The sequence below is a fragment of the Novosphingobium resinovorum genome (assembly GCF_001742225.1).
In the GTDB taxonomy this organism is placed as follows: Bacteria; Pseudomonadota; Alphaproteobacteria; order Sphingomonadales; family Sphingomonadaceae; genus Novosphingobium; species Novosphingobium resinovorum_A.
On sequence record NZ_CP017075.1, the window covers coordinates 980,618 to 1,007,138 of the forward strand.

The window sequence follows — 26,521 nt, forward strand, 5'->3', positions numbered from 1 at the left end:
ACCTAGACATTGCTCAGGCCCTCGGGCGTGCGGCCGTAGATCTCCGCATGGCGGGCGATGGCGAAGCGGTCGGTCATGCCGGCGATGTAGTCGGCGATGTGACGACTGCGTGCAGGCTCGTAACGCGGCATCGTGTCGATCCAGCTTTCGTCCATCAGCACCGTTTCCTGCGAGTAGGCGGAATAGAGTTCCGCCAGCAGCGCCCGTGCCCGCTTCGCTGTCTCCAACTGCTCGGGGTGGTAGTAGAGCTTCTCGTACATGAAGCGCTTGAAGGCGCGTTCGCCCTCGGCCATCTCGGGCGAGAAGGCGACCAGCGCCCTGCCCGCGCCGCGCACCTCCTCGATGCTGCCGACGCCGACAAGGTTCTTCTGCGTCTGCGCGACGAGATCGTTGACCATGACGCCAATCTGGCTGCGGATCAGCTCCGCCAGTTGGCGGTCAAGCGGCACGCCGGGATAGCGGCGCTCCACCTCGTTCCAGTGATCGACGACGAAAGGGTGCGCCAGCAGTTCGTCGAGATCGAGGAAGCCCGCACGCAGGCCGTCGTCGATATCGTGGTTGTCGTAGGCGATGTCGTCAGACAGTGCCGCGACCTGCGCCTCCAGCGAGGCATGGGTGCCGAGATCGAGATTGTAAGCCGCGTCGAGTTCGGCCAGCGCCCAGGTCGGCTCCAGCACCGGACCGTTGTGCTTGGCGAGACCTTCCAGCGTCTCCCACGTCAGGTTGAGGCCGTCGTGCTCGCAATAAGGGCTGTCGAGCCGCATCAGCGTGCGCAGGGTATGGGCGTTGTGGTCGAACCCGCCCGCCTTGTGGAGCGCTGCATCGAGCGCGTCCTCTCCGGCATGACCGAAAGGCGGATGGCCTATGTCGTGCGCCAGCGCCAGCGCCTCGGTCAGATCCTCATCGAGCCCCAGAATGCGCGCGATCACGCGGGCGATCTGTGCCACCTCGAGGCTATGCGTCAGCCGTACACGGTAGTGGTCGCCGTCGGGCGCGACGAAAACCTGCGTCTTGTAGCGCAGGCGGCGGAACGCGATCGAGTGGATGATCCGGTCCCGGTCGCGCTGGTAGGGACTGCGCGCGCCGCGGGCGATGCCGTTCTCGATCGAAAACTCGCGCCCGCGCGAACGGGACGGGTCGGAAGCGTAGGGAGCGAGTGTCAAGCGGAACTCCGGGATTGTCGCCGTGAGCCCTAGCGGGAGAAACCGGTGCTGCACAAGAGCAGCGAGGTCGCTGTCACCTTGACCACGCGCGGATCGTCAATCGCATGCGCGGCTTCCACCATGCCTTCGGGCGTATGCGCCGCGCCCTGCAGCGCGGTGAGCCTCTGGATCTGGCGCAGTGACAGTTTACGCACGAGACGCTCGCCCATGCACGCGGCTGCCCGATCGCTCAGCCCGGCCTCGGCGAAGGCGGTGCGCACGCGGTATTCGGCATACCAGTGGGCGCCGAACCAGGTGGCGGCGCAGAACACGGCGATGAGGATGACAGTCTTGATGAGGCGGATCATGCGGCGGGGATTACACCGGGTTGGGTTCGCAGGGAACAGTATGTAAAGGAGGGAACAGGCAGGGGTTTACCACCCCTGTCCCCGTATTCCGTCGAAGCTGTGCGCGCGGGGCGGCATTTCTCCTTTGTGCGGAATCGGAACCGCGAATGGGATGGACAGCGGATTCGGAATGACTCAGCCTTAATTCCGTCACCCCCGCGATGGCGGGGACCCAACTGATGCCTTTGCAACACGAGGCGTGAGATGGGTTGCCGCCTTCGCAGGAGTGACGGCGAGGGGTGGAAAGGGACGCGCCAATTGTCCCTTAGGGGATTAGAAAGCCTTTCCGCCGAATAAGCATAGTCATCCTGACAACTTCCAAGAATGTGCAAACATGATCCAAACCAAATTCGGAATTGCTTTGATAGCATTTTCGTTAGGCGGCTGCGGTTCGGCTGCCACTGCTGAAACCCTCCCGTCTTCCCACTGTATGGCGGTTTTTAGCGCATTTCGAGAACTTGCGCTGAGGGCGAAACCGCAGGATTTACGACTTGCGCTCAACATGACTGCGCGAGGCATATATGAAGCCAAAAAAGTCAAGGACGCCGGTAATATTGCCAGTTCTAAGCAAGAAGGGGAGGCATTCTTTAAGGATCACGAGAATGATTGGGACTTACTCAAGAAAGTCCATGATCAATGCTCAACACGTCAGGACAATGATCCAAAATTCAAGGCTTTAAACGAAAGTGGTGAATTAATGAAATTGGCGCGGAAGGACCCGGCATGCCAATCAGATACATCTTGTCGTGCAAGCCAATAGTGGTTGAAAGTCACGTCAATTTGCAATGACGGCAATGGGGCGTGTTCGGTCAGGCGGGTTTTCTTCGCGCAGGGCGAGCACCGGACGGACGGCTATAGAGCGCAGCGCTCGCCGCCCGGAATGGCGAAAACGGGTGGCTAGGCGCCATCCAAGTAACGACACCCTACCTCAATCCGCCAGCGCCTTGTTGATGGCCTCGACCATCTTCTTGGCATCGGCCAGCAGCATCATCGTCTGGTCCATGTAGAATACGTCGTTGTCGACGCCGGCATAGCCCTGTCCGCCCATCGAGCGCTTGATGAAGAAGATCGTCTTGGCCTTATCAACGTCGAACACGGGCATGCCGTAGATCGGCGATGACTTGTCGGTCTTGGCCGCCGGGTTCACCACGTCATTGGCGCCGATGATGAAGGCGACGTCGGCCTGGGCGAACTCGCCGTTGATGTCCTCCAGTTCGAAGACCTCGTCGTAAGGGACGTTGGCTTCGGCCAGCAGCACGTTCATATGTCCGGGCATGCGCCCTGCGACAGGGTGAATGGCGTATTTCACGCCCACGCCATGCTTCTTGAGCTGGTCGCCCATCTCGCGCAGCACGTGCTGGGCCTGTGCCACGGCCATGCCGTAGCCGGGGATGATGATGACGTTCTCCGCCTCCTTCATCAGAAACGCCGCGTCCTCTGCCGAGCCGCGCTTCCACGGGCGTTGTTCCCGGGCCTCGCCGCCGCCCGCGCCCGCTTCCGCGCCGAAGCCTCCGGCGATGACGGAGAGGAAGCTGCGGTTCATCGCCTTGCACATGATGTACGACAGGATCGCGCCCGAGGAACCGACCAGCGCCCCCGTCACGATCATCGCGGTGTTGTGCAACGTGAAGCCCATCGCCGCCGCCGCCCAGCCCGAATAGCTGTTGAGCATCGAGACGACGACCGGCATGTCCGCTCCGCCGATCGGGATGATGAGCAGGAAACCGATCGCGAAGGCCAGCCCGACGATCACCCAGAACAGCGGGTTCTCTCCGGGCCCGGCGGCGCCGGAATGCGCGAACAGCGCCGTCAATACGAGGATCGCGCCCAGCGTGCCCAGGTTGATGACATGGCGCGCGGGGAGCAGGATCGGCGAACCGCTCATGTTGCCGTTGAGCTTGGCAAAGGCGATGACCGACCCGGAAAACGTGATCGCGCCGATCGCCACGCCCAGCGCCATTTCGACCCGGCTGACGGGCAGGATGTTGCCGTCGGCGCCGAGAATGCCGAAAGCCTCAGGGTTGAGGAACGCCGCGGCCGCCACCAGCACCGCAGCCAGCCCGACCAGCGAGTGGAATGCGGCCACCAGTTGCGGCATGTCTGTCATCTTGATGCGCCGGGCGATGACGAAGCCGACACCGCCGCCGATGGCGATGGCGCCCAGAATTTCCGGCAGGCTGGCGACCTCGTGCGTCACCAGCGTCGTCACCACGGCGATGCCCATGCCGACCATGCCGTAGCGGTTGCCCCTCCGGCTCGTCGCCGGCGATGAAAGGCCGCGCAGAGCGAGAATGAAGCAGACACCGGCGATCAGGTAGGCGACCGCGACCCAGGGACTGACGGAGTGCGCCTCCATCACTTGCGGTCCTTCTTCTTGTACATCGCCAGCATCCGCTCGGTGACGGCGAAGCCACCGAAGATGTTGACGCTGGCCAGCACCACCGCGCCCAGCCCCAGCCACTTGCCGATCGGCGAGCCCGAAGCCGCGCTCGCCACCAGCGCGCCGACGACGATCACCGAGGAGATCGCGTTGGTCACCGCCATAAGCGGCGTATGCAGCGCCGGGGTGACGGACCACACGACGTAATAGCCCACGAAGCAGGCCAGCACGAAGATCGACAGGATAGAAACGAAGTCCATGCTAGCTGTCCTGCCTCTGCAGCCTCGGGTGAACCACTTGGCCACCGCGCGTGAGGCGCACCGCGTCACCGATCTCCGCGTCGAGCACCGGGCCGCCCTGCTCCTTGTCCCAGAACGCGGAGACGAAGTTGAACAGGTTGCGCGCATAGAGCGCCGAAGTATCCGCGGGCAGGTGCGCGGGCGTATTCGAATAGCCGATGATCTTCACCCCATGGCGTTCGATCACCTGGTCCGGCACGCTCCCCTCGACGTTGCCGCCTTGCGGTGCGGCAAGGTCGAAGATCACGCTGCCCGGCTTCATCGAGGCGACCTGCGCGTCGGTGACGAGGCGCGGCGCCGCGCGGCCAGGGATCAGCGCGGTGGTGATGACGATGTCCTGCTTGGCGATGTGCGCCGAGACGAGTTCCGCCTGCGCGCGCTGGTACTCCTCGCTCATCTCGCCCGCATAGCCGCCCGAGCCCTCACCCTCGATCCCGGCGACGCTCTCGACGAAGATCGGCTTGGCGCCAAGCGACTGGATCTGCTCCTTCGTGGCCGAACGCACGTCGGTGGCGGAGACCTGCGCGCCCAGCCTGCGGGCGGTCGCGATGGCCTGAAGCCCTGCGACGCCGACGCCCATGACGAAGCACCTGGCGGCGCTGACCGTGCCCGCCGCCGTCATCATCATCGGGAAGGCCCGGCCATAGGCATCGGCCGCCGCCAGCACCGCCTTGTATCCGGCAAGGTTTGACTGGCTGGAGAGAACGTCCATCGACTGCGCCCGCGTGATACGCGGCATCAGTTCCATCGCCAGCACTTCGAGTCCGGCTGCCGCATAGGCATCCACGCGTGCGCGCTGGCCGAACGGATCGAGGATCGCAACCACCCATGCGCCGGATGCGACGCTGCCGAGCAACGCAGGATCAGGCCCCTGCACCGCGAAAACGATGTCCGCTCCCGCCAAGACCGAATCGACGGGACCTACTTCGGCCCCGGCTGCGCGATAGTCCGCGTCGGAAATACTGGCGGAAAGCCCCGCTCCGGCTTCCACCGCCACGAGGGCGCCGAGGGCAGAGAGCTTGCGCACGGTCTCGGGTGTGGCGGCAACCCGGGTTTCGCCGGTCGCGCGTTCGGCGAGGACCGCGATCCGCCGCTGAGGGGTCAAACTCGCGGCCCGCTCAGGAGGCGATCAGACCGACGACCAGCGCTGCAATCACGATGATGACCCCGGTGCTCCAGGTGGCGGCCTTGATGAAGCCGTTGTAGGTCTCGGTCGCGGCCTTGATGTCGTTACCCGAAGCCATTGTCTCTTTTCCCCAAAACTGTTTGCTTTCCAGTGGACACTAACCGGGCCGGGCTTGCCGCTCAAGGGCGAAGAAGGTCCATGACGGCGTCACTAACCGATCATGAACATCCGGTTCCGCGCGTTCCAACCGCAGCCTTAATCCGCTCTTTACCCGTTTGCCGTAAGTTCAAGTTCCAGAAAGCGAAGAGGCGACACGAAGCGACACCACCATGGCGGACCTTGACCAGCGCCTCCTCATGCTCATCGACGATGAGCCGGCCCAGAGCCGCCTGATCTCCGCACTCGCCTCGCGCGAGGGGTGGCGTACCCTGATCGTGCGCGATGCCGAGACGGCGATCGCCACGCTCGGCACCCGGCAGGGCATGCAGCTTTCGGCAATTATCCTCGACCAGTGGGTGCCCGGCGACGACGCCTGCGCGCTGATTTCCGAGCTTAAGGCCCGCCGTCCGGCCCTCCCGATCCTGATGCTGACCGCCAGCACCTCGCCGCTGCTTGCGGTGGAGGCGATGCGCGCGGGGGCGACCGATTACCTCGTCAAGCCGGTCGCGCCCGACCGGCTGATGCACGCCCTGCGCTCTGCGACGACGCGCGAGGCACCGCGCGACGAGCTTGCGCCGCTGACCGAGAAGATGCCGTCCAACCCCGATTTCGAATCGATGATCGGCGCGGCGCCCAACTTCCGCAAGGCGCTGGCCGTCGCCGCCAAGGCCGCGCGCGGCCATTCTCCGGTGCTGATCGAGGGCGAGAGCGGATCGGGCAAGGAAATGCTGATCCGCGCGATGCACGCCGCCTCGCCGCGCTCGCGCATGCCGCTGCGGATCATCAATATCGGCGGCGTACCAGCCAACTCCATCGAGTCGGTCCTGTTCGGCCATGAAAAGGGCGCCTTCCCCGGCGCATTCGATCGCCAGATCGGCGCGCTCCAGCACTGCGACGGCGCCACCCTCGCCCTCGACGAGATCGACCGGCTGCCCGAATCGGTACAGGAACGCCTGCTCGAAGCGGTGAAGAAAGGCGACTGTCGCCCGATCGGTGCCCGCCACTCGTTCCGGGTGGACGTGCGCCTGATCGCCGCGAGCAACCTCCCATTGGCGGACCTTTCCGACCAGGGCCACTTCATGCCCGAACTGCTAACGGCGCTGTCGCCCACCAAGGTCCTGCTGCCGCCGCTTCGCGAGCGGACGGGCGATATTCCCGCCCTCACCCGCTTCTTCCTCGCCCGCATCGGCGAGCAGCCGGGGCTTCGCGAACTGGGCATCGCCGACGGCGCGCTCTCGTTGCTGGCCGCCTACGATTGGCCGGGCAACGTGCGCCAGTTGCAGGCGGTGCTGTTCCGCGCAGCCGTGTTCTGCGACGGCGATGCGCTGACTTCGGAAGATTTTCCGCAACTTCTCAACATATTGGGCACAGGGTTGTCCACAGCCCCCCAGATGCCGGAAAGCTCCGGCGTCATGCTCTACACCGCCGACGGCAACTTGCGCCCGCTCGATGAGATAGAGGCCGACGTCATCCGCCTTGCCATAGGCCTTTACCGTGGCCGCATGACCGAAGTGGCAAGGCGTCTCGGCATCGGGCGCTCCACCCTTTACCGCAAGCTGTCCGAGCTGGGCATCGACAACGCCGCCTGATCTGTCCAGACTTCCCGCATAGGAACGTGGGAGAGGTGGACGTGGATACGATGGAACGCCTCGCCGCGATCGAGGCCATCAGGCAAGTGAAGGCCCGGTATTTTCGCGGCGTGGACGATCGCAATTCAGCGCTCGTCCGCTCGATCCTCGCGGAGGACTGTGTGCTCGACTATCGCGGGTGCTGCACCGACCCGGCCAGCGGCATCGACCACCTCCCCGCCATGAACAAGGTGATGGAAGGCCGCTTGAACTGGCCCGACGCTCGTGAAACGGGCGGCCCGCACATGGTCACCGTGCATCAGGGCCATGACCCCGACATCACCGTTGAAAGCGAGACCGCCGCCAGCGGGATATGGGCTTTCACCGACCGGCTGTTCCTGCCGCCGGGCGGCCCTTTTACCCGGTTGACCGGCTGGGGACGTTACCATGAAACCTACGTACGAAACGACGAGGGCTGGAAACTGCGCACCACCCGCATCGAACGGCTGCGCGTAGAAGTCGCATGATGGATTGGAACACCTATGAAAACCGGGGCCGCGCCAGAAGCGCGACCCCGGTTCGTTGTCCGGGGGGACTGTTCAAAAAGGCTCAGAGACCCTCGATCATGACCGAGGGGATACGGTAACCGCGCTTCGCCATGGCCTTGGCGTAAGTGCCGCGTTCGTGCCGCAGTTCGCTGCCATATTCCTCCCAGGCGTCGCGCTGATCCTCGATGTCGCTGGCCTTGCGCAGATCGGTGGCCAGCTCCTTCTGGCTCTCGTTCACGTTCGCGCGGTAGTTGAACCAGTGCTTGCCCTCGATGCCGCCGATCGGCGTCTGGATGATGCGGTTCTCCTCGACGCGGGCGACCCGCTCCTCGTACATTGCCGGCACGACGGCCATGGCGGTAGCGGGAACGATGGCGAGCGCCACGGCAGCGGCGCGGATGATGATGGTCTGCTTCATGGGTGAATCCCCTTTGTCGCTTTCCAGTGCGAGGCGGAATTGCCTCACTGTCGGAAGGACAAACGGTCACGAATGCAATTTTCGTCAGGCGAAAGGACGAAACGAGCATTCAGCGGGACGTTTTGCAGTGCAGCACCGGGTTGTGATGACAGGGTCACAGAACTCGGACCTGCCGTTCATCCGGCAGAAACCTGCGGTTCATGCCTCGTCCAGATTTGTAACGGCTATTGCGGCAATTGTGAGAAGTCGGTCAGCGCGGCATCGCGCAGCCCCCTCCACACACGCGCGGCCTGTACCGTTTCCGGCACGTCATGGACCCGCAGGATGTGTGCACCGGCATCCATGGCCTTCACCGCAAGCGCCACCGAGCCGCCGAGCCGCTGGTGCGCGGGCGCCTCGTTAGAGAGCGCCCCGATCATCCGTTTGCGGCTGACGCCCACCAGCAGCGGCTGGCCGAGCGCATGGAACAGCGGCAGCGCGTTGAACAGCGTCAGGTTTTGCCCCAGCGTCAGCCCGAAGCCGAACCCCGGGTCGATGATGATCCTGTCAGCCGGGATTCCCGCCGCCACGCAGGCATCGCGCCGCGCCTCCAGCCAGTCGAACACGTCGAGCACGACGTCGTCGAAATCGGCACCCGAATGCAGGTCCTCGGCCTTGCCCGGCGCATGCATCAGCACCACCGGAGCGCCGGACTCGGCCGCCAGTTGCAGGCTGCGCGGATCGTAGCGGAGCGCGGAGACGTCGTTGATGATGTGTGCGCCCGCCGTCAACGTCGCTTCCATCACGGCGGGGCGGCGGGTATCGACGCTGATCGCCGCGCCCATCGCGGCGAGCCGCTCGACCATCGGCACGACCCGCTTGAGTTCGTCGCCCTCCCATACGGCCGCCGCTCCGGGACGGGTGGATTCTCCGCCAAGATCGACGATCGCCGCGCCCGCCTCCAGCATGGCCGAGGCATGGGCGGCGGCGACTTCGAGATTGTCGAGAAACCTGCCGCCGTCGGAAAAGCTGTCGGGCGTCATGTTGAGGATGCCCATGACTTGCGGCTGCTCGAACCGGATCGTCCGCGCGCCGCACTGGATCGGCGCATGCACCTTGCGCAAGTTCGCCCACTGCGCCTCTGCCATGGCGCCGAGGTCGGCGGGGAGCGCGGCCAACGCAGCGGGCATCTGCGAGGCGGACACCCGCTCGCGCGCGATAACTTTGCCACCTTCCCGCAGGATCAGCGCGAAGCGGCTCGCCCAGACCATCGCCCCGCCGAGACGCACGGCCCCGCCCTCCTCGCTCTGCGGGCTGTCGGCGAGGGCGATCGGGCGGATATAGAGTTTGCGGGTCATGACCGCGCCTTAGCTCGGGTCACGACGATAAGGAACCAACTCAGTTCCCGAGTTCGAGGCCCCTTTCCAAACGCTCAACACGCTCTTTCAAGGCGTCGAGCCCGTGCCGGTCCTTGATCTGCTCCTCATAAGCATGAGCGTTATCACAGCCGATGCGCGCAATCATCGATTCCAGCAAACCGAGACGTGTCATGATCTCCCGGTCGCGCTCACGCGCGGCCGATTGTTCGGCCTGAATTTTCTTCAGCGGCTCGAGTAGCAGATTTTCGACGTTCTCGGTCTACCGGATAGACAGCATCAACCCAGGCGCTGCGCCACCTCACGGCTCCGTCGCGAGCAGGTACAGCTGGCGGATCGCGTCGATCGGCTTGATCTGGCCTTCGTGCTCCAGGTGCCAATAGGTCCAGCCGTTGCACGAAGGCGCGCCCTGCAGGTCCTTGCCGACACCATGGATCGAACCGTTGAGGTCGCCCGACACCAGCGAGCCGTCCGCACGCACGGATGCAACGTGGCGGCGCTTCTTGTCGAACAGTTGCGTGCCCGGCTGTATCCAGCCCGTCTCGATCAGCGTGCCGAACGCCACCTTGGGCGCGGTGCGCTTGGACTGCATGGTCTTGAGCGCGCTCTCGTCGAGCGGCAGCGCCATCTCGATGCGCTCCAGCGCGGCTTCGCGGTAGTTGCTCTCGCGCTCGCAGCCGATCCACTCGCGGCCGAGGCGCTTGGCAACGGCGCCGGTGGTGCCGGTGCCGAAGAACGGGTCGAGCACGACGTCGCCCTTGTTGGTCGTCGCCAGCATCACACGGTAGAGCAGCGCTTCCGGCTTCTGGGTCGGGTGGACCTTGCGGCCACCCTTCTTCAGACGCTCGGCTCCGTTGCAGATCGGCAGCACCCAGTCCGAGCGCATCTGCAATTCGTCATTGAGCGTCTTCATCGCGCGGTAGTTGAAGGTGTACTTCGACTTCTCGCCCATGCTCGCCCAGATCAGCGTCTCGTGCGCGTTGGTGAAGCGGGTGCCCTTGAAGTTGGGCATCGGGTTCGCCTTGCGCCACACGATGTCGTTGAGGATCCAGAACCCCATGTCCTGCATGATCGCACCGAGGCGGAAGATGTTGTGATACGACCCGATCACCCACAACGAACCCTCGGGCTTGAGCACGCGGCGCGCCTCGGTCAGCCAGTCGCGGGTGAACTGGTCGTAGGTCGCGAAGCTGGAAAACTTGTCCCAGTCGTTCGTCACCGCGTCGACGTGGCTGCCGTCCGGGCGTGCGAGGTCGCCGCCGAGCTGCAGGTTGTACGGCGGATCGGCGAAGACCATGTCCACCGAAGCGTCGGGAATGGTACGCATCGCCTCGATGCAGTCCCCGGTCAGGATGCGGCCGAGCGGAAGCAGCTCCTTCGGGGTGGGCGCAGGCGCCCGTGCCCGAATGCGTTCCTTGACCAAGATCTGACCCATGACTGCTCCGATGAGATAAACTGTGGATATGACCCCCTAAGTGATTCATCCGAGACTCGCCGTCAAGCCGCGACTCGTGGTGAATCCTTGTGATTCACGTGTTCAGCCAAGCGGAACAAAACGAATCCGGCACTACATCTTGAGTCGCCGCGAATCGCCATGACTCAAGATGTAGTGGGTGTGACTCACGCGACTCGTGGATAACTTTTTGTCACACCCCGGAATTGATAGTGCAGTTTTATGCAACACCCATCCGATACGTTGCATTTGCAGCAATCGGCCGTGAAGCCCAAATGACCCTCGATGCTGCAGCGCAGCAAGCACATATCCATAAAGGTCGTCAGATGTTTTCGCTTATCTCACTCTACTTCTCGTATCGCCGCGACGTGCTCCTTGCCGAGCGCTACGTCGCCGGTCTGGCCGAGAAGCCCGCGCAGGACGCCGCCGTTCCGGAGGCCAGGATCGAGGCACCGAAGTCCGAAGACCTCGCGCTCGCAGCCTAAAGCAGCGTGAGTTGAGCCACTGGAGCGAAGCTGCGCCGGTGATGCGGGGTGGGCCCATGCTCTCGCAGTGCAGCAAGATGCTGCGGCGTGCCGTAACCGGCATTGCGCTCCCACCCGTAATGCGGATGCACCAGCGCAAGATCGCGCATCAGGCGGTCCCGGTGCTCCTTGGCGATGATCGATGCCGCCGAGATACAAGGCTCGATCGCATCCCCGCCGACGATCGCGCGGGCATTCCAGCGCCATTCCTCGCGGCGACCATGCGGCGTCATGTTGCCGTCCACCAGCACCTCGTGCGGCTCCTCGCCCAGCGTAGCACATAGCGCCGCCACCGCGCGCGTCATCGCCAGCATCGTCGCGCCGAAGATGTTGAGGCGATCGATATCCTCCACATCGACCACGCCGACCGCCCAGCGGCACCGGCGCTTGATGGTTGCCTCCAGTTCGGAGCGGCGCATCGCGGAAAGCTTCTTGGAATCGTCCAGTCCGGAGGGGCGCGGCTTGCAGAGCATGACCGCGCCTGCAACAACCGGCCCTGCAAGCGGGCCGCGACCGGCCTCGTCGACACCGATCACGTAACGTTTCGTTGCCGAAGGCACGCTCGGGGAACTCGTGAAAGGTGCAAGCATTGGGCTCGGCATGTTCGCAAGACGTCTCCTTTTCGCCCTATCGCCGCTGGCGCTAACACTCGCAAGCTGCGGCAATGCCGCCACCGGGGAAAAGGCGCCTGCCTCCGAAGCCGGCACGCCCTTCAAGGTGGAAACGCTCGCGCAGTTCGACGAACCCTGGGCCATGGCCTTCGACGAAGGCACCGGAACGCTGGTCGTGACCGAAAAGAAGGGTACGATCCGTTTGCGCGCGCCGGACGGTCGCATCAGTGAAGTGAAGGGCGTTCCCAAGGTCGATTACGGCGGCCAGGGCGGCCTCGGCGACTTCGTGTTTGCGCCGGGCCAGACGGAAACCACGCTGGACCACCGCATCGTGTACCTCAGTTGGGCTGAAGCCGGACCGGGCGACACGCGCGGCGCGGCAGTGGGCAAGGCCGACCTCGTCTGCAATGGTGCAACCCAATGTGCGCTGCAGAACCTCAAGGTGATTTGGCGCCAGACGCCCAAGGTTGCCGGGCGCGGCCACTACTCGCACCGGCTGCGCTTCTCGCCCGACGGTAATTACCTGTTCGTGGCGTCCGGAGAGCGGCAGAAATTCACGCCCGCACAGGATCTCGGCACCAACCTCGGCAAGGTCTTGCGCCTGCTGCCGGACGGCACGCCGGCTCCAGGCAATCCCTGGGCCGACAAACCCGCGCCGACCAACCAGATCTGGTCCTACGGCCACCGCAACATTCTCGGCCTGGCTTTCGATGCGCAGAGTCGGTTGTGGGACCTAGAGCATGGCCCCGCCGGCGGCGACGAGTTGAACCTCGTCAAACCGGGCGCCAATTACGGCTGGCCCCTAGTGTCCGACGGAGATCATTACGACGGCCGCCCGATCCCGCGCAATTCGACGCGCCCCGATCTCGCGCAGCCTGCAATCAGCTGGAATCCCGTGATCGCGCCGGGCGACTTCATCTTCTATAGCGGAGACCTCTTCCCCGGATGGAAGGGGCAGGCGATCATCACGGGTCTGGTCGCCACCGGCCTCGTGCGGGTTTCGATCGACGGGACCAAGGCAACCGAGGAGACCCGCTATCCAATGGACAACCGTATCCGCGAAATCCGGCAAGCCCCGGACGGCGCGATCTGGCTGCTGGAGGATGGCGAAGGCCCCGAAAGCGGCCACCTGCTGAGGCTCACCCCGGCGGGCTGAAAACCCGAATTGAATCGACAAACCGCGGCGCGCCACCTATCGCGCGCGCGCCATGACCCAGATCCATTCCGAAGCCGCCACGATCATTCCGCTCGACAATGTCGATCCCGCGCTCGTCGAAGCGCTGCTCGACGCCGCGTTCGAGCCGGAGCGCCACAAGCGTACGGCCTACAAAGTACGTGAAGGCACGGACTGGCTGCCGGCGCTCAGCTTTGCCGCGCTCGACGCCTCCGAGATGCTGGTCGGCACGATCCAGTGCTGGCCGGTCGCGCTCAACACGCCCGAAGGGCGTCCCTTCCCGATGATCATGGTCGGCCCGGTCGCGGTGATGCCCGGCCATCAGGGCATGGGCTATGGTCAGGCTTTGATGTCGACCAGCATGGCCAGCATCGACGACCGCGCGCCGCTGCCGCAGGTCATGATCGGCGATCCCGAGTATTACGGCCGCTTCTGGGGCTTTTCCAACGAGGGCACCGAGGGCTGGGAACTGCCCGGACCGTTCGAACGGCGCCGTCTGCTGGTGCGCTGCGCCAACATCGCCGTTCTGCCCGAGCGCGGCATGCTGGGTCCTTGGCTCCGCTGAACGCGCAGGGTCGCAGTTGAGCTTGCGGCACCACGAGCCACACTGGACCTTGGCGCGCGAGGCCCTATCTGGCATCGCGAGACGATGCCTTATGAACCTCCCCCCGAACTTGCCGCGCTGAGCCTGGACGAGGTGGCCAGGCTGGTCGCCGCGCGCAAACTCCCGCCGGTCGATCAGTGGTCGCCCGCCGAGACCGGCGACAGCGAGATGCGCATCGCCGCCGACGGCCGCTGGTTTCATCAGGGCGGCGAGATCCGCCGGCCGGCGATGGTCCGCGCCTTCGCCTCGCTGCTGACTTGTGACGCAGACGGGCAGCACTGGCTGGTCACGCCGGTCCAGAAGCTCTCCATCGAAGTCGAGGATGCGGCGTTTATCGCGATCGACGTCAAGCGCGAGGGGGGCACCCTCGCCTTCCGCCTGAACACCGACGACCTCGTCATTGCAGGGCCGGACCACCCGATCACGGCGGAGGGCGATACCGAGACACCCGCGCTGTACGTCGCGGTCCGCCATGGCACGCGTGCGAGGCTCAATCGCAGCACTTACGCGCAACTGGCGGAGATCGCGCTGGAAAGCGACGATCTGTCGGTGACGAGCAACGGCGCCCGCTTCGCGCTGGTCCCCGCATGAGCGCATTGTACGATAAGGTTTCTCGCCGCCTCGAGGCGGGCCACGCCGACGCGCCGCCGCGCCTGTGGAGCGATCCGCGCATCCACGACATTGCGCGGTTCACCCCCGCCGCCGTGCTTATCGCCATAACCGAGCGCGAGCGTCCCGGTATACTGCTGCTCCATCGGCCTTCGAACATGCGCGCGCACCCGGGCCAGATCGCCTTTCCCGGCGGCCGCATCGACCCCGGCGAAGATGCCGTCGAGGCAGCCCTTCGTGAAGCGAACGAGGAACTCGGCATCCGCACCGGCGACGTCCGCGTCATCGGCACCAGCGACGTCTACCGCACCGGCAGCGGCTACGAGATCACGCCGGTCGTCGGGATCGTCCCCCCCGATCTCGAAATCCGGCCCAACCCCGCCGAAGTCGCGCAGTGGTTCGAGGTTCCGGTCGATTTCGTGCTCGATCCCGCCAACCAGGCGACCCGCAATGTAGAGTTCGAGGGGCGTCGCCACAGTTTCATCGAGATCGTCTGGAACGACACCCGCCAGGACCACGTCATCTGGGGTGTCACCGGGGCTATCCTCCACAACCTTGCCGGTCGCCTGAACTGGCTCGAAAGATCCTCGAATGCCTGAAACCCTGAATGCGCCGTGGATGCACCGCGAAGACCTCCTCGGTCTCGTCGCCGCGCTGGGCGAGGGCAATGCCCGCTACGTCGGGGGCGCGGTGCGCGACACGCTGCTGGACCTGCCGGTCAAGGACATCGACATGGCCACGGTGCTTCTGCCAGAGGCGGTGATCGAGCGCCTCGATGCCGCCGGCATCCGCAATGTCCCCACCGGCATCGAACACGGCACGGTGACCGCCGTGCTTCCCCACGGCCCGGTGGAGATCACCACGCTGCGCCACGATGTCTCGACCGATGGCCGCCGCGCCACCGTGGCCTTCGCCGAAGACTGGCGCGAAGATGCGGCGCGGCGCGACTTCACGATCAATGCACTTTACGCCGATCCGCAAGGCGGCGAAATCCACGACTGGTTCGACGGCCTCGCCGACCTCTCTGCCCGCCACGTGCGCTTCATCGGCGATGCCCGCCAGCGCATCCGCGAGGATCACTTGCGCATCCTGCGCTACTTCCGCTTCCAGGCCCGCTTCGGCTCCTCGCCTGCGGATACCGAAGCGGAAGCCGCCTGCTCGGAACTGGCTGCGACGCTCAAGGGCCTCTCGCGCGAGCGGGTGGGCATGGAGACGATGAACCTGCTCGGCCTTCCCGATCCGGCGCCGACGGTACAGCGGATGCGCGAACTCGGTGTACTTGAGGTCATCTTGCCGGAAGCCGATCCGGACGCCCTCGCCGTGCTCGTCGCGGCCGAGCGCATGCAAGGCATCGCGCCCGAGGCGATCCGCCGACTGGCAGCGCTGCTGCCGCCGCAACCCACACTGGCCGAGCAGGTCGCCGCGCGATTCCGCCTTTCCGCAGCACAGAAGAAGCGCCTCGCCCTCGCCGCCGCTCGTGAGGGATCGCCCGGAGAGCCGCGTGCGCTCGCCTATCGTCTCGGACGGGATCGCGCGCTGGATCGACTGCTGATCGCAGGCGCGGACGTCTCGACACTCGCAGGCTGGGAAATACCGACGATGCCGCTCAAGGGCGGACAGATCGTCGCACGCGGGGTAGGCGCAGGGCCTGATGTGGCGCGTATTCTACGCCGGGTCGAAGACCGCTGGATCGCCGAAGGCTTCCCACAAGGCGAGCGCGTCGATGTCCTGCTCGACGAGGTTCTGGCGGAGGAACCGCTGGCGTGAATCTCGACGAGCTGACCGGCTTCCTGATCGGGCAGCCGCTGCTGTCGCTGACGATCGCGGCGATCCTGCTCGCGGTCGCTGCCGGTATGATTGCCGCGGGGAACCCCCGGCTGGGGCGGATTATGCGCAACTGCGCCTACCTCGGCCTGATCGCCGCGCTGCTGCTCACGGTAGCGGAACTGGCTGGCCACAACGGCCGGTCAGAGGCGGCGCTCTGGCTCGACGCCACCCGCCCGGCAGAGATCGTCGGCAAGGAAACCGTCGTCGCCATGCGCGCAGACGGGCATTTCTGGGTCGAGGCGCAACTGAACGGCGAGCCGGTCGAATTCCTGATCGACACCGGGGCTACGTATACGGGCGTCTCGCAGCGTGTAGCGCAAAGGGTCGGCATCCAGCCCGATCCGGAGGATCGCGGCATGATCCTGGAGACCGCCAACGGCTCGATCGTCGCTCGGCGCGGCACGGCGGATTCGCTGGGCTTCGGCGGGATCGAGGCGAATGCCCTGACTGTCGCCATCGGCCCCGACACCGAGGTCGATACCAACGTCATCGGCATGAACTTACTTTCGCAGCTGGCAGCCTGGCGGGTTGAGGGCAACCGCCTCATTCTGACGCCGAAAACCCCATCGCCCCGGACCTGATCCGGGCCCAACTTACGTCGCCTCGCGCGCCTTGCTTGCCGCCCGCCCTCGCCTAAAGAGGCACTAGGCCCGGACGACGCAGTCAGCGCCGCGAAAGCTGCAGTATGATAGACCCATCGACCATGGACCTTGCCGACATCCTGAACTTCCTTGCCGGGCAGCCGTTGCTGGCGCTTGCCTTCGCGGGCATCGTCGCGAGCGTGATCGGCGGAATGCTGCGTCGGCCGCTACCACTCCTCGGCAGTTTGCTGCGGGGGGTGGGTAACCTTGGTCTGCTCGCCGCGATGCTGTTGACGATCGCGCAAGTCACGCGCCTGACCACCGGCACCGATTTCGCCCTGCCTCAGTTCGGCATCGAGCGTCAGAGCGTCGCGGGCGGCGAGACGCGGGTGCCGATGCAGCCGGACGGGCACTTCTGGATCAGCGCCACGGTCAACGGCGTGAAGCGCGATTTCCTCGTCGATACCGGCGCGACGCTGACGGCGATCTCGCCCGCTACGGCGCAGGAGGCGAGACTCAAGGCCAATCCGCTCAACCGCTCGGTGCTGATGCGCACGGCTAACGGAACAGTGGAGGCCCAGCTGGCGGTGATCGACGAACTGCGCATGGGCAGCGTCGTCGCGCGCGAGATCGACGCGGTGGTGGCGCCGGGGCTCGGCGACGCCAATGTCATCGGCATGAACCTGCTGTCGCGGCTCGCCAGCTGGCGCGTCGAGGGCAAGACGCTGATCCTGGTGCCGCATCATCCACAGGATGTGCAGCAGAACTGATTTGCGCACGCCTCCCGGGGCTTCGACAAGCTCAGCCTGAGCGGTTTTGATAGATTGGGCTATGAATCCCGCTCAGGCTGAGCTTGTCGACGCCCCGGCAGCATTACACTACCCTTGGAACTTGTTGTCCCGCGGGAACCCGTTCGGCGGCAAGCGCCCGGCCGCACCGCGCGCAACCTTCCACAGCGCCATGTCCTTCTCGGTTCGCGTGCGGCCGCTCTCGCCGCCCATGGTCCACGAGAGGCCGTCCTCCAGCCTGAGCGTCGTCACATCGGCCATGCCGCCATCGCGGTAGCGCTGGAGCGTGACCCCCTGCCCCTTGGCCATGACCGGCAGTTCCTCGAGGCTGAAGATCACCAGCTTGCGGTTGTCGCCGACCACCGCGACGTGATCGTGCTCGGCCGGGATCTCGCGCACCGTCGTCAGCGTGACGCCGGGCTTGGTGGACATGACCGCCCGGCCCTTGCGGGTTTCGGCGAGCAGTTCGTCCATCTCCGCCGCGAAGCCGCGCCCGATGTTGGAAGCCAGCAGCAGTTGCGCCTTCGGCTTGTAGACGATCGCCTCGATGATATGCGCCTCGGCATCGATATCGACCATCGTGCGGATCGGCTCGCCGAAACCGCGCGCTCCGGGCAGCTTGTCAGCGCCAAGCGTGTAGAACCGCCCGTTGTCCAGCGCGATCAGGATCTTGTCGGTGGTCTGCGCATGGAACGCGAAGGCCGGGCCGTCACCTTCCTTGAACTTGAAGTCGCCATCCAGAGCCACATGCCCCCTGGCCGCCCTGATCCAGCCACGCGCGGAGAGGATCACCGTCACCGGCTCCTTCTCGATCATCGCATCCATGGAGAACTCGACGGTCTTGGTCGCCTGCGCGATCGTGGTGCGGCGGCGGCCGAGCGCGGTGTCCTCGGCATAGTCCTTGCGCAGGTTCGTCAGATCGCGCTTGATGCGGGTGCGCTGGCGAGCCGGGCTTTCGAGCAGCTTGTTGAGGTCGTCCTGCTCCTTCAGCAGTTCCTCGTGCTCCTTGCGCAGTTCCATCTCTTCCAGCTTGCGCAAGGAGCGCAGGCGCATGTTGAGGATGGCTTCGGCCTGGCGGTCCGTCAGTTCGAACTCTGCGATCATCACCGGCTTGGGCTCGTCCTCGGTGCGGATGATCTCGATGATCCGGTCGAGGTTGAGGTAGGCGATGATGTAGCCCGCGACCAGTTCGAGGCGCGAGGCGATCTTCTCCAGTCGGTGCCGGGTGCGGCGCAGCAGGATGTCGATCTGGCTATAGACCCACTCCGACAGCAGCAGCTTGAGACCCAGAACCCCCGGCGTACGGTGAGAATCGAGCACGTTGAGGTTGAGACTGAACCGGCTTTCGAGGTCGGTCAGCTTGTAAAGGCTTTCCTTCAGCAGTTCCGGATCGACGTTGCGGCTCTTCGGCACCAGGACGAGACGGATTTCCTCGTCACTCTCGTCGCGGATGTCCTCCAGGATAGGCAGCTTGCGGTCGCCGATCAGTGCGGCGATCTGCTCGATCAGCTTGCCCTTCGGCAGCATGTAGGGAATTTCGGTGACCACCAGTTGCCACTGGCCCGAGCCCAGCTTTTCGATGCCGGTCTCTTCCCACGCTCCGTCCGCACCGCGTCCGGTCGAGAAACGCGCCCGCACGCGAAAACCGCCCTTGCCGGTCTCGTAAGCATGGCTGATCGCCTCGGGGCTGTCGACAACGAGGCCGCCGGTCGCAAAGTCGGGGCCTTTGAAGACCTCCATCAACTGCGCATGCTCGGCATGGGGATTGTCGATCAGCAGCAGCGTGGCGTCGATGATCTCGGCGACGTTGTGGCTGGGGATCGACGTCGCCATGCCCACCGCGATGCCGGTCGCGCCATTCGCCAGCAGGTTCGGGAAAATGCCGGGGAAGATGTCCGGCTCGCTTTCCTCGCCATTGTAGGTCGGGATGAAATCGACGGTGCCCTCGTCCAGCCCGGCCATGAGCTGGATCGCCGTCTTGGTCAGGCGCGCTTCGGTGTAGCGGTAGGCCGCCGCATTATCGCCGTCGATGTTGCCGAAGTTGCCCTGGCCCTGCACCAGCGGATAGCGCAGGGAGAAATCCTGCGCGAGACGCACCATCGCGTCGTAGACCGAGGCGTCGCCATGCGGGTGGTACTTACCGATGACGTCGCCGACGACGCGGGCGGACTTCTTGTAGGCGCTGGCCGGGTCCAGCTTGAGCTGCCGCATCGCCCAGAGCAGGCGGCGGTGGACCGGCTTCAAGCCATCCCGAAGGTCCGGCAGAGAGCGCGCGGTGATGGTGGACAGCGCATATACGAGATAGCGCTCGGACAGCGCCGCATCGAAGGGCGCATCGACGATGGCGTCGAAGGGATCGGATTCGTCGTCTGTCGTGGTCACCATGGTGGCGGGACACTAGCAGCGCCCTGCCCGGGGCCAAAGCCGATTTCGGCCGTTTTCCAGAACTTGCGACTGAGATAGCTTCGAACGCGAATCGCGGGAGTTTCAAGAGGATGAAGATGCGCCGTTCGCTGCTGCTGCCGATCCTTCTCGCCACCGCGATTTCCGGCTGCGGCAGCGAGCCTGCTTCCGAACAGCAGGCGACCACCGTGGACATCCGCGAGGAGCCGCCGACGGCCGGACAGAGCGCGGAGGGCAAGAAGTCCGAAGCGATCTCCGTCAGCGCACCCAACGCCCCTCGCATCGCCTATATCTACGAATACGGATATCGCCTGCCGGCCGACCGCATCGCCGAAGTCCAGCGCAAGCAGGCCGACATGTGCGAGCGAATGGGACCGACGCAGTGCCAGATCCTCGACATGAAACAGGGTAGCGCAGAGGGGAACTACGCTTCAGGCTCGCTGTCGCTGGCAGTCGCCGCACCGCGTGCACGCGCTTTCGGGGCGGAACTCGGCCGGGTCGCGGGGAGCGCCGGTGGCTCCCAGGTGTCCGGCGGCATCTCGGGCGAGGACTTGTCGAAGCAGATGGTCGATACCGAAGCGCGGCTTCGCGCCCGCACGGTGCTGCGCGACCGGCTGATGGAAGTGCTCGCCACGCGCAAGGGCACCGTCGCCGAACTGGTCGAGGCCGAGCGCGGCGTCGCGCAAGTGAACGAGGAAATCGATCAGGCGCGCAGCTGGCTGGCGGAAATGCAGAACCGCGTGAACTTCAGCCGCGTGAACCTGACTTACGAAGCGGGATCGCCCGCTAGTGGCGGCTTCCTCGCGCCGATCCGGGGAGCGCTGGGCAGCGTCGGTTCGGTACTGGGCACGATCGTCGCCATGCTGATCATGCTGGGCGCAGTTGCGATTCCGCTGGGCCTCGTCGGCCTCGCCATTCGCTGGGCGGTGCTGCGCTGGCGGGGGCGCTCTTCGGCCGATTGATGAGGGTCAGCCGATCTGCATGTCCCTGACGACGCCGGGGATGCGCACCGCGATCCCGTCCAGCGCATCCGTCAGCTGGATCTGGCAGGAGAGCCGGCTGGTGCGCGTCACCCCGGCGGCGAGGTCGAGCATGTCCTCCTCGTCGTCCGAAGCCGGGACCAGCTTATCGAACCAGTCGGGCGAAATGATCACGTGGCAGGTCGAGCAGGCCATCTGGCCCTCGCACGTTCCTTCGAGCGGCATCCCGGCGTTCTGAGCCACTTCCAGCAGGCGCGATCCCGGCTCGGCCTGCGCCGAAACCCGCGATCCGTCGATATTCACAAACAGGACATCAACCAAGTTATACTCCCTGCGCCGCCGCAGCGGCTTCTATTCTGGCGCAGGCATCCTCAATTTCCCTTAGTTCACTATATCGCCCGAATCCCAGACGGATAGAGCTTTTGGCATCCCTATCCGAAAGACCCAGTGCCTGCAGCACGTGGCTCGGTCTACCCGATCCGCTGGCGCAGGCCGATCCTGCCGAAAAGGCGAGGTCGCGCAGGTCCGACATCAGCCGCGCGACGTCCAGTCCGTCGAGGCGCACGTTGAGATTGCCGTGCCAGCGCTGCGTCGCCGATCCGTTAAGTGTCCAGCGTGAAAGAATTTCCCTCGCCCGCTCCCACAGACCGGCAACGTGAACGGCATCCTCCTCCATGCGTTCTTTCGCCAGCTTCGCGGCCGCGCCGAAGCCTGCGCAGAGCATCGGGCTCAGCGTTCCCGAGCGCAGTCCCTGCTCCTGCGCGCCGCCGCGGATCAGTGGTTTGAGGTCGAGCCCATCACGCAGCCACAGCGCGCCGATGCCCTTCGGACCGTGGAATTTATGGGCACTCAACGCTACCATAGCGGCACCCAGCGGCACCCTGACCTTGCCAACGCCCTGCACCGCGTCGCACAGGAACAGCGCACCGGCAGCCTGCGCCCGCTCGGCGAGACGGTCGACCGGCTGGACGGTTCCGATCTCGTTGTTGACCTGCATAACCGCGACGAGATCGGCATTTCCCATAGGCACCTCGCCGTCGACGAGACCCTCGCTATCGACCGGCAGCACGGTCAGGTCGGCATCGACGCTGCGCGCGGTATCGAGCACCGCCGCATGCTCGATCGCCGAGACCGCGAGGCGGCTTGCACCGCTGCCGAGGATTGCAAGGTTGATCGCCTCGGTCGCCCCCGAGGTGAAGATCACCCTGCCGCCCGGCGGCATCAGCGCGGCGACTTGCGCGCGGGCCACCTCGACGGCGGCGGCAGCAGCCCGGCCCGGGCGATGAGGGCTATGCGGGTTGGCGAAACCTCCCGCGCCGCGCTCCCACTCCGGCCCGGCCAGCCAGGGCAGCATCGCCTCGCGCGCTTCGGGGGCGAGCGGCGTGGTCGCCTGATAATCGAGGTAGATCATGCGTTCACCTCGGCCCAGGCCTGTGCGAAGGCGTCCAGTTCGTCGGGCGTCGTGCTCCAGCCCAGCGAGATGCGGACCGTGCGCTTTGCCGTATCGGGATCGATACCGAAGCCCTGCAGCACCCGACTCTGCTTGAGCGTGCCCGACGAACAGGCGCTTCCGGCCGAGATCGCGAAACCCTTGGCATCCATGCGGATCAGCATTGCCGTCGCAGAAATCTTAGGCGCGGCAACGGCGAAGATGTGCCAGCATTGCACGCCGGGCTGGATTACTTCCCCATGTTCGGACAGTCGGTTCCTGAAATCAAAGCGCTGCTCCGCGCTGGTGGCCCAGCTTTCGACGCCGCCCGCCTCCAGCGCCGCCGCGAAACCCAGCGCGCCCGGCAGGTTCTCAGTCCCCGCGCGGTAGCCGCGCTCCTGACCGCCGCTGGGCTCGATCATCGCGAAGTCGCGCACCAGCAGCGCCCCAATGCCGATCGGGCCGCCCAGCTTGTGCGCCGAAAGCACCACCATGTCGGCATCGGGCAAAGCGGACTTCCCCGCCGACTGCGAGCAATCGGCAAGGAACAGGCCGCCACTCTCACGCACCTGCTCCGCCAATAGATTGTCCGCATAGGACAGCAGCGCCGTCCCCGTCTCGGAATTGACCGATTGAACCGCGACCACCGCCCGTCCAGCCCCGGCAAGCGCAGCGGCAAGCGCCTCGCGATCCACCTCGCCCTCGCGGACGGGAATGACCTGCGCATCCGGCGCCGCGCGGAATACCGCATCATGCTCCACCGCCGAGACCAGACGCCGCTCCGCCTTGGCCCGGCCGAGACCCAGCGCCAGCGCCTCGCTGGCACCCGAAGTGAAGATCACCTCGCCCTGCCAGTCCAGCGCCGCCTTAACCCGCGCGCGGGCATCCTCCAGCGCCGCGCGGGCACCGCGACCGGCCGCGTGGGGGCTCGACGGATTGGCCCAGATCGCCGCTCCCTCCAGCCAGGCGTCGCGTGCACAGGGCATCATCGGCGTGGTCGCCGCGTGGTCGAGATAGATGTTCGGGAGGGCCATTGCCTGAGACATTGCTTGCGAAGTTGTTTTTGGGACGAATATTTCTATATAGCCAACCTTCCTCTTTTCCACTCCCGCGACGGATCGCTGCACAGCGACTCGCGGGAGTTTCAACAAGTCAGGCCGCAAACACCTATGCCCGCAGTCATCTTCCCCGGTCCCGAAGGTCGTCTCGAAGGTCGTTTCCAGCCCGCAACGCGCCCGCGCGCGCCGGTGGCGATGATCCTCCACCCGCACCCGCAGGCGGGCGGCACGATGAACGACCGCATCACCCAGCACATGTACAAGACCTTCGTGGCGCGCGGTTTCGCGACGCTGCGCTTCAACTTCCGCGGCGTCGGCCGCAGCCAGGGCAGCTTCGACAACGGCATCGGCGAACTGTCCGATGCGGCGGCGGCGCTCGACTGGGTGCAGTCGATCCATCCCGAGGCTTCGACCACCTGGATCGCGGGCTATTCGTTCGGCGCGCTGATCGGCATGCAGTTGCTGATGCGCCGTCCGGAGATTCGCGGCTTCATCTCGGTGGCGCCGCCGGCCAACATGTACGACTTCTCGTTCCTCGCGCCCTGCCCGGCTTCGGGCATCATCATCCAGGGCACCGGCGATACGGTCGTCACGCCGAACGCGGTGCAGAAGCTGGTCGACAAGCTGCGCACGCAGAAGCACATCACCATCCATCACGACGAAATCCCGCGCGCGAACCACTTCTTCGAGCACGAGACGCCCGAACTGATGCGCTCGGTCGACAACTACCTCGACATGCGCCTCGCGCCGGATTGCCCGATCAAGTAATCCGTCAGGTCAGGAAAATTCATCGCAGGCGTCGGAGCATCACTCCGGCGCCTGTTCCTTTTTCGCCTCGCTCGACAGCGACCGGCCATCGCGGCCCGGTAGCGTCCAGATCGCGATGTTGACGATCATCACCCCTGCCAGCACCAGCATCAGCACCGCCTGCTTGCGGTAGCCGCCGCGCCGCAGCAGCGCGATCGCTCCCAGCACGAGCGCGATGACGGTGAGCACGAGAAGCGAGAGAGCGATGTCCATGGCGCTGTCCTAGAGCAAGATCGCGGGAAGGCGAACCGTCTCGTACTTCAGCTTCTCCATCCCCGCTCAGCCTGAGCTTGTCGAAGGCCCATAGGCTGGGCGCATGGCCCGGTGCTTCGACAAGCTCAGCATGAGCGGTGTGCTCTGAAAGCAGGACACCCCACCCCATCCAGCGGTTTGACACCCGCGAACCGCCTCGCCATCGTCCGGGCATGAGCCACACCTCCCATTCGATTTCCCGCCGTAGCGCGATCCACCTGCTCGCGGCCGGAACCGCCGCCGCCGCCCTGCCGGCCCGCGCTTTCGCGACTTCTCCCGCGCGGCCCGATGCCGCCGCGCTGCTTGACGAGATCGCCTGGAGCCTCCTCGACCACGTGCCCGAAAGCGCCACCGGGCTCGGAGTCGATACCGGCGCTCACCACGCCTTGCGTTCGCGCATGGAGGACCGCTCGCAGGCCGGGCGCGATGCCTATGCCGCCACCTTGCGCAAGGGCCTCGCCCGGATCGAGGCGTTCAACGCCAAGGGGCTCGACCACTCCACGCGCACCAGCATCGCCGTAGTGAAAAGCGCCTTCGCCACCGCGCTGGAGGGTTTCGCGCTGCCTTATGGCGACGTCGCGGTGGGCGGCTGGCGCAATACGCCTTACGTCGTCATCCAGAACGTCGGCGCCTATCTCGATGCCCCGCGCTTCCTCGATGCCGACCATCCCGTCAACACGCCTGCCGACGCCGATGCGTGGATCGCGCGCCTGTCGCAACTGGACGACCAGCTCGACGGCGAGCGCGGCCGGATCATCGATGCCGCCGCCAAAGGCCTGGTGCCGCCAGACTTCCTGCTCGACCGCGCCATCGCGCAGATGACCAGCACGATCGCCGACGCGCGCAAGGACGGCGGCAGCCTCGCCGCCTCGATCGCCGGGCGTACGGGCAAGATGAGCGGCACTTGGGCCACCGACGCCCGCCGCATCATCGCCGCCGACGTCATGCCTGCGCTGGAGCGCCAGCTTGCCGAACTCCAGCGCCAGCGCGGGCTCGCGAAGAGCGATCCCGGCATGCGCGAAAGGCCGCAAGGCTCCGAATATTACGCCTGGGCACTGCGCGCCAGCACCACGACCCGCGTGCCGCCCGAGGACGTCCACCAGCGCGGCCTGCAGGAACTCGCCGAGTTGCATGCCCGGATGGACCCTATCCTGAAGTCGCTCGGCTATACCACCGGCACCGTCGGCGCCCGGATGACCGCGCTGGGCGAGGACAAGCGCTTCCTGTTCGCCGAGGGCGACCCGGGGCGCGCCGAGATCCTCGCGTTCATCCAGAAGCGCGTCGACTGGATACGCGCGCAGATGCCGCGCGCCTTCCGCGAACTCGTGCCCGGCAATGTCGAGGTCCGCCGCCTGCCGCTCTCCGAAGAGCCCGGCGCGCCAACGGCTTATGGCGGCGCGGGCTCCAAGGACGGCACCGTACCCGGCAAGATGTGGATCAACTTGCGCAGCACCGACCTGCACCGCAAGTACGACCTGCCCACCCTCGTCCACCACGAGGCGATCCCCGGCCACGTCTGGCAGGGCGAATATGCCAACCGCCTGCCGCTGATCCGCTCGATCCTGGCGTTCAACGCCTATTCCGAAGGCTGGGCGCTCTACGGCGAGCAGTTGGCCGACGAACTCGGCGCCTATGACGACGATCCGGTCGGACGGCTGGGCTACCTGCAGTCACTGGCGTTCCGCGCCTGTCGCATGGTGGTGGACACCGGCCTTCACGCCAAGGGCTGGACGCGCGAGGAGGCGGTGCGCTTCTTCATGGAGAAGAACGGCAACAAGCGCGAGGAAGTGGTGAACGAGGTGGACCGCTACTGCTCATGGCCGGGTCAGGCCTGCGGCTACAAGATGGGCCACTCGCAGATCGTGGCGCAGCGCAAGCGCGCGCAGGATGCGCTGGGCTCGGCCTATGATCTGCGCGACTACGACCAGACGATCGTGGACGGTGGCAACGTGCCGCTCGACGTGCTGGCGCAGAACGTCAGCGAATATATCGCTACGAAGAAGAAGTAGTAGGTACGCT

30 protein-coding genes are annotated in these 26,521 nt (G+C 65.5%); 14 read left to right on the plus strand and 16 right to left on the minus strand.

Annotated elements, in window-relative coordinates:
* Window positions 1–2 precede the first annotated feature (2 nt).
* Both BES08_RS04450 and BES08_RS04455 read right to left on the minus strand, forming a co-directional pair.
* Window positions 3–1,163, minus strand: a complete 1,161-nt coding sequence (locus BES08_RS04450; protein WP_008833461.1) for a deoxyguanosinetriphosphate triphosphohydrolase — start codon at window positions 1,161–1,163, stop codon at window positions 3–5.
* A 29-nt stretch (window positions 1,164–1,192) separates the two neighbouring features.
* Entirely contained in the window at window positions 1,193–1,510 is a 318-nt protein-coding gene (locus BES08_RS04455; protein WP_008833460.1) for a hypothetical protein, read from the minus strand.
* Between the two features lie 373 nt (window positions 1,511–1,883).
* Here BES08_RS04455 and BES08_RS32650 point away from each other — a divergent pair, with 373 nt between their 5' ends.
* Entirely contained in the window at window positions 1,884–2,309 is a 426-nt protein-coding gene (locus BES08_RS32650) for a hypothetical protein (protein WP_156799760.1), read from the plus strand.
* Window positions 2,310–2,477: 168 nt separating this feature from the next.
* Here the strand turns inward: BES08_RS32650 and BES08_RS04460 are convergent, their stop codons facing one another.
* The 4 genes from BES08_RS04460 to BES08_RS31625 are packed head-to-tail and all read right to left on the minus strand — an operon-like array spanning window position 2,478 to window position 5,472.
* Entirely contained in the window at window positions 2,478–3,905 is a 1,428-nt protein-coding gene (locus BES08_RS04460; RefSeq protein ID WP_069707730.1) for an NAD(P)(+) transhydrogenase (Re/Si-specific) subunit beta, read from the minus strand.
* The gene (locus tag BES08_RS04465) at window positions 3,905–4,189 is read right to left on the minus strand and encodes an NAD(P) transhydrogenase subunit alpha part 2 (RefSeq protein ID WP_008829440.1); all 285 of its coding nucleotides are present in this window, start codon (window positions 4,187–4,189) and stop codon (window positions 3,905–3,907) included. The genes BES08_RS04460 and BES08_RS04465 overlap by 1 nt, the downstream gene beginning before the upstream one ends.
* Window position 4,190: 1 nt before the next feature.
* Window positions 4,191–5,333, minus strand: coding sequence for an NAD(P) transhydrogenase subunit alpha (locus BES08_RS04470; protein ID WP_008829441.1), 1,143 nt, complete (start codon window positions 5,331–5,333; stop codon window positions 4,191–4,193).
* A gap of 13 nt (window positions 5,334–5,346) precedes the next feature.
* On the minus strand, window positions 5,347–5,472 hold the full coding sequence (locus BES08_RS31625) for an aa3-type cytochrome c oxidase subunit IV (RefSeq protein WP_081798950.1): 126 nt from the start codon (window positions 5,470–5,472) through the stop codon (window positions 5,347–5,349).
* Window positions 5,473–5,683: 211 nt separating this feature from the next.
* On the opposite strand from BES08_RS31625, the gene BES08_RS04475 reads away from it, so the two are divergent.
* Together BES08_RS04475 and BES08_RS04480 are read left to right on the plus strand one after the other, a co-directional pair.
* Entirely contained in the window at window positions 5,684–7,102 is a 1,419-nt protein-coding gene (locus BES08_RS04475) for a sigma-54-dependent transcriptional regulator (protein WP_008829442.1), read from the plus strand.
* Window positions 7,103–7,152: 50 nt separating this feature from the next.
* Window positions 7,153–7,608: a nuclear transport factor 2 family protein gene (locus tag BES08_RS04480; RefSeq protein ID WP_231958214.1), complete on the plus strand. Its 456-nt coding sequence runs from the start codon at window positions 7,153–7,155 to the stop codon at window positions 7,606–7,608.
* Between the two features lie 82 nt (window positions 7,609–7,690).
* Here BES08_RS04480 and BES08_RS04485 read toward each other — a convergent pair whose 3' ends face one another.
* The 4 genes from BES08_RS04485 to BES08_RS04495 all read right to left on the minus strand — a co-directional run bounded on the left by BES08_RS04485 (window position 7,691) and on the right by BES08_RS04495 (window position 10,837).
* Entirely contained in the window at window positions 7,691–8,047 is a 357-nt protein-coding gene (locus BES08_RS04485) for a hypothetical protein (protein WP_008829444.1), read from the minus strand.
* 224 nt (window positions 8,048–8,271) lie between these two features.
* On the minus strand, window positions 8,272–9,384 hold the full coding sequence (gene folP / locus BES08_RS04490) for a dihydropteroate synthase (protein ID WP_008829445.1): 1,113 nt from the start codon (window positions 9,382–9,384) through the stop codon (window positions 8,272–8,274).
* Between the two features lie 40 nt (window positions 9,385–9,424).
* On the minus strand, window positions 9,425–9,577 hold the full coding sequence (locus BES08_RS32655) for a hypothetical protein (protein WP_156799761.1): 153 nt from the start codon (window positions 9,575–9,577) through the stop codon (window positions 9,425–9,427).
* Window positions 9,578–9,703: 126 nt separating this feature from the next.
* The gene (locus BES08_RS04495) at window positions 9,704–10,837 is read right to left on the minus strand and encodes a site-specific DNA-methyltransferase (protein ID WP_008829446.1); all 1,134 of its coding nucleotides are present in this window, start codon (window positions 10,835–10,837) and stop codon (window positions 9,704–9,706) included.
* A 344-nt stretch (window positions 10,838–11,181) separates the two neighbouring features.
* On the opposite strand from BES08_RS04495, the gene BES08_RS04500 reads away from it, so the two are divergent.
* Entirely contained in the window at window positions 11,182–11,340 is a 159-nt protein-coding gene (locus BES08_RS04500) for a hypothetical protein (protein WP_155986203.1), read from the plus strand.
* Here the strand turns inward: BES08_RS04500 and BES08_RS04505 are convergent.
* Window positions 11,337–11,969 (minus strand): ribonuclease HII, encoded by a 633-nt coding sequence (locus tag BES08_RS04505; RefSeq protein WP_051211457.1) that lies wholly within the window; start codon window positions 11,967–11,969, stop codon window positions 11,337–11,339. The two genes, BES08_RS04500 and BES08_RS04505, sit on opposite strands and share 4 nt — an antisense overlap.
* Window positions 11,970–11,979: 10 nt before the next feature.
* Here BES08_RS04505 and BES08_RS04510 point away from each other — a divergent pair, with 10 nt between their 5' ends.
* From BES08_RS04510 to BES08_RS04540, 7 genes are all read left to right on the plus strand, one after another.
* Entirely contained in the window at window positions 11,980–13,146 is a 1,167-nt protein-coding gene (locus BES08_RS04510; RefSeq protein ID WP_008829448.1) for a PQQ-dependent sugar dehydrogenase, read from the plus strand.
* A gap of 52 nt (window positions 13,147–13,198) precedes the next feature.
* Complete coding sequence (locus BES08_RS04515) at window positions 13,199–13,729, plus strand: GNAT family N-acetyltransferase (protein ID WP_008829449.1); 531 nt, start codon at window positions 13,199–13,201, stop codon at window positions 13,727–13,729.
* Between the two features lie 84 nt (window positions 13,730–13,813).
* Window positions 13,814–14,359: a DUF1285 domain-containing protein gene (locus BES08_RS04520; protein ID WP_008829450.1), complete on the plus strand. Its 546-nt coding sequence runs from the start codon at window positions 13,814–13,816 to the stop codon at window positions 14,357–14,359.
* The gene (locus tag BES08_RS04525; RefSeq protein WP_036524645.1) at window positions 14,356–14,976 is read left to right on the plus strand and encodes a CoA pyrophosphatase; all 621 of its coding nucleotides are present in this window, start codon (window positions 14,356–14,358) and stop codon (window positions 14,974–14,976) included. Before BES08_RS04520 ends, BES08_RS04525 begins: the two co-directional genes overlap by 4 nt.
* A complete protein-coding gene (locus BES08_RS04530; protein ID WP_008829452.1) occupies window positions 14,969–16,144 on the plus strand; it encodes a CCA tRNA nucleotidyltransferase in 1,176 nt (391 codons plus the stop codon). Before BES08_RS04525 ends, BES08_RS04530 begins: the two co-directional genes overlap by 8 nt.
* Window positions 16,141–16,785, plus strand: a complete 645-nt coding sequence (locus BES08_RS04535) for a retropepsin-like aspartic protease family protein (RefSeq protein ID WP_008829453.1) — start codon at window positions 16,141–16,143, stop codon at window positions 16,783–16,785. The genes BES08_RS04530 and BES08_RS04535 overlap by 4 nt, the downstream gene beginning before the upstream one ends.
* A gap of 104 nt (window positions 16,786–16,889) precedes the next feature.
* Window positions 16,890–17,555: a retropepsin-like aspartic protease family protein gene (locus BES08_RS04540; protein WP_231958167.1), complete on the plus strand. Its 666-nt coding sequence runs from the start codon at window positions 16,890–16,892 to the stop codon at window positions 17,553–17,555.
* Between the two features lie 108 nt (window positions 17,556–17,663).
* Here BES08_RS04540 and parC read toward each other — a convergent pair whose 3' ends face one another.
* The gene (gene parC, locus BES08_RS04545) at window positions 17,664–19,958 is read right to left on the minus strand and encodes a DNA topoisomerase IV subunit A (protein WP_008829455.1); all 2,295 of its coding nucleotides are present in this window, start codon (window positions 19,956–19,958) and stop codon (window positions 17,664–17,666) included.
* A gap of 116 nt (window positions 19,959–20,074) precedes the next feature.
* Between parC and BES08_RS04550 the strand changes: the two genes are divergently transcribed.
* A complete protein-coding gene (locus BES08_RS04550) occupies window positions 20,075–20,938 on the plus strand; it encodes a DUF4349 domain-containing protein (RefSeq protein WP_231958168.1) in 864 nt (287 codons plus the stop codon).
* A 6-nt stretch (window positions 20,939–20,944) separates the two neighbouring features.
* Here BES08_RS04550 and BES08_RS04555 read toward each other — a convergent pair whose 3' ends face one another.
* From BES08_RS04555 to BES08_RS04565, 3 genes are read right to left on the minus strand one after another with little or no spacing between them, the layout of a single operon-like run.
* Window positions 20,945–21,277 (minus strand): 2Fe-2S iron-sulfur cluster-binding protein, encoded by a 333-nt coding sequence (locus BES08_RS04555; RefSeq protein WP_008829457.1) that lies wholly within the window; start codon window positions 21,275–21,277, stop codon window positions 20,945–20,947.
* Window position 21,278: 1 nt separating this feature from the next.
* Window positions 21,279–22,367: a cysteine desulfurase family protein gene (locus tag BES08_RS04560; RefSeq protein ID WP_008829458.1), complete on the minus strand. Its 1,089-nt coding sequence runs from the start codon at window positions 22,365–22,367 to the stop codon at window positions 21,279–21,281.
* Window positions 22,364–23,419: a cysteine desulfurase family protein gene (locus tag BES08_RS04565; protein ID WP_008829459.1), complete on the minus strand. Its 1,056-nt coding sequence runs from the start codon at window positions 23,417–23,419 to the stop codon at window positions 22,364–22,366. The genes BES08_RS04560 and BES08_RS04565 overlap by 4 nt, the downstream gene beginning before the upstream one ends.
* A gap of 135 nt (window positions 23,420–23,554) precedes the next feature.
* Between BES08_RS04565 and BES08_RS04570 the strand changes: the two genes are divergently transcribed.
* The gene (locus tag BES08_RS04570; RefSeq protein WP_008829460.1) at window positions 23,555–24,211 is read left to right on the plus strand and encodes an alpha/beta hydrolase; all 657 of its coding nucleotides are present in this window, start codon (window positions 23,555–23,557) and stop codon (window positions 24,209–24,211) included.
* 39 nt (window positions 24,212–24,250) lie between these two features.
* On the opposite strand, the gene BES08_RS04575 is transcribed toward BES08_RS04570, so the two are convergent.
* Window positions 24,251–24,463 (minus strand): hypothetical protein, encoded by a 213-nt coding sequence (locus BES08_RS04575; protein ID WP_008829461.1) that lies wholly within the window; start codon window positions 24,461–24,463, stop codon window positions 24,251–24,253.
* A gap of 212 nt (window positions 24,464–24,675) precedes the next feature.
* Between BES08_RS04575 and BES08_RS04580 the strand changes: the two genes are divergently transcribed.
* Window positions 24,676–26,511, plus strand: coding sequence for a DUF885 domain-containing protein (locus tag BES08_RS04580; RefSeq protein ID WP_008829462.1), 1,836 nt, complete (start codon window positions 24,676–24,678; stop codon window positions 26,509–26,511).
* Window positions 26,512–26,521 lie beyond the last annotated feature (10 nt).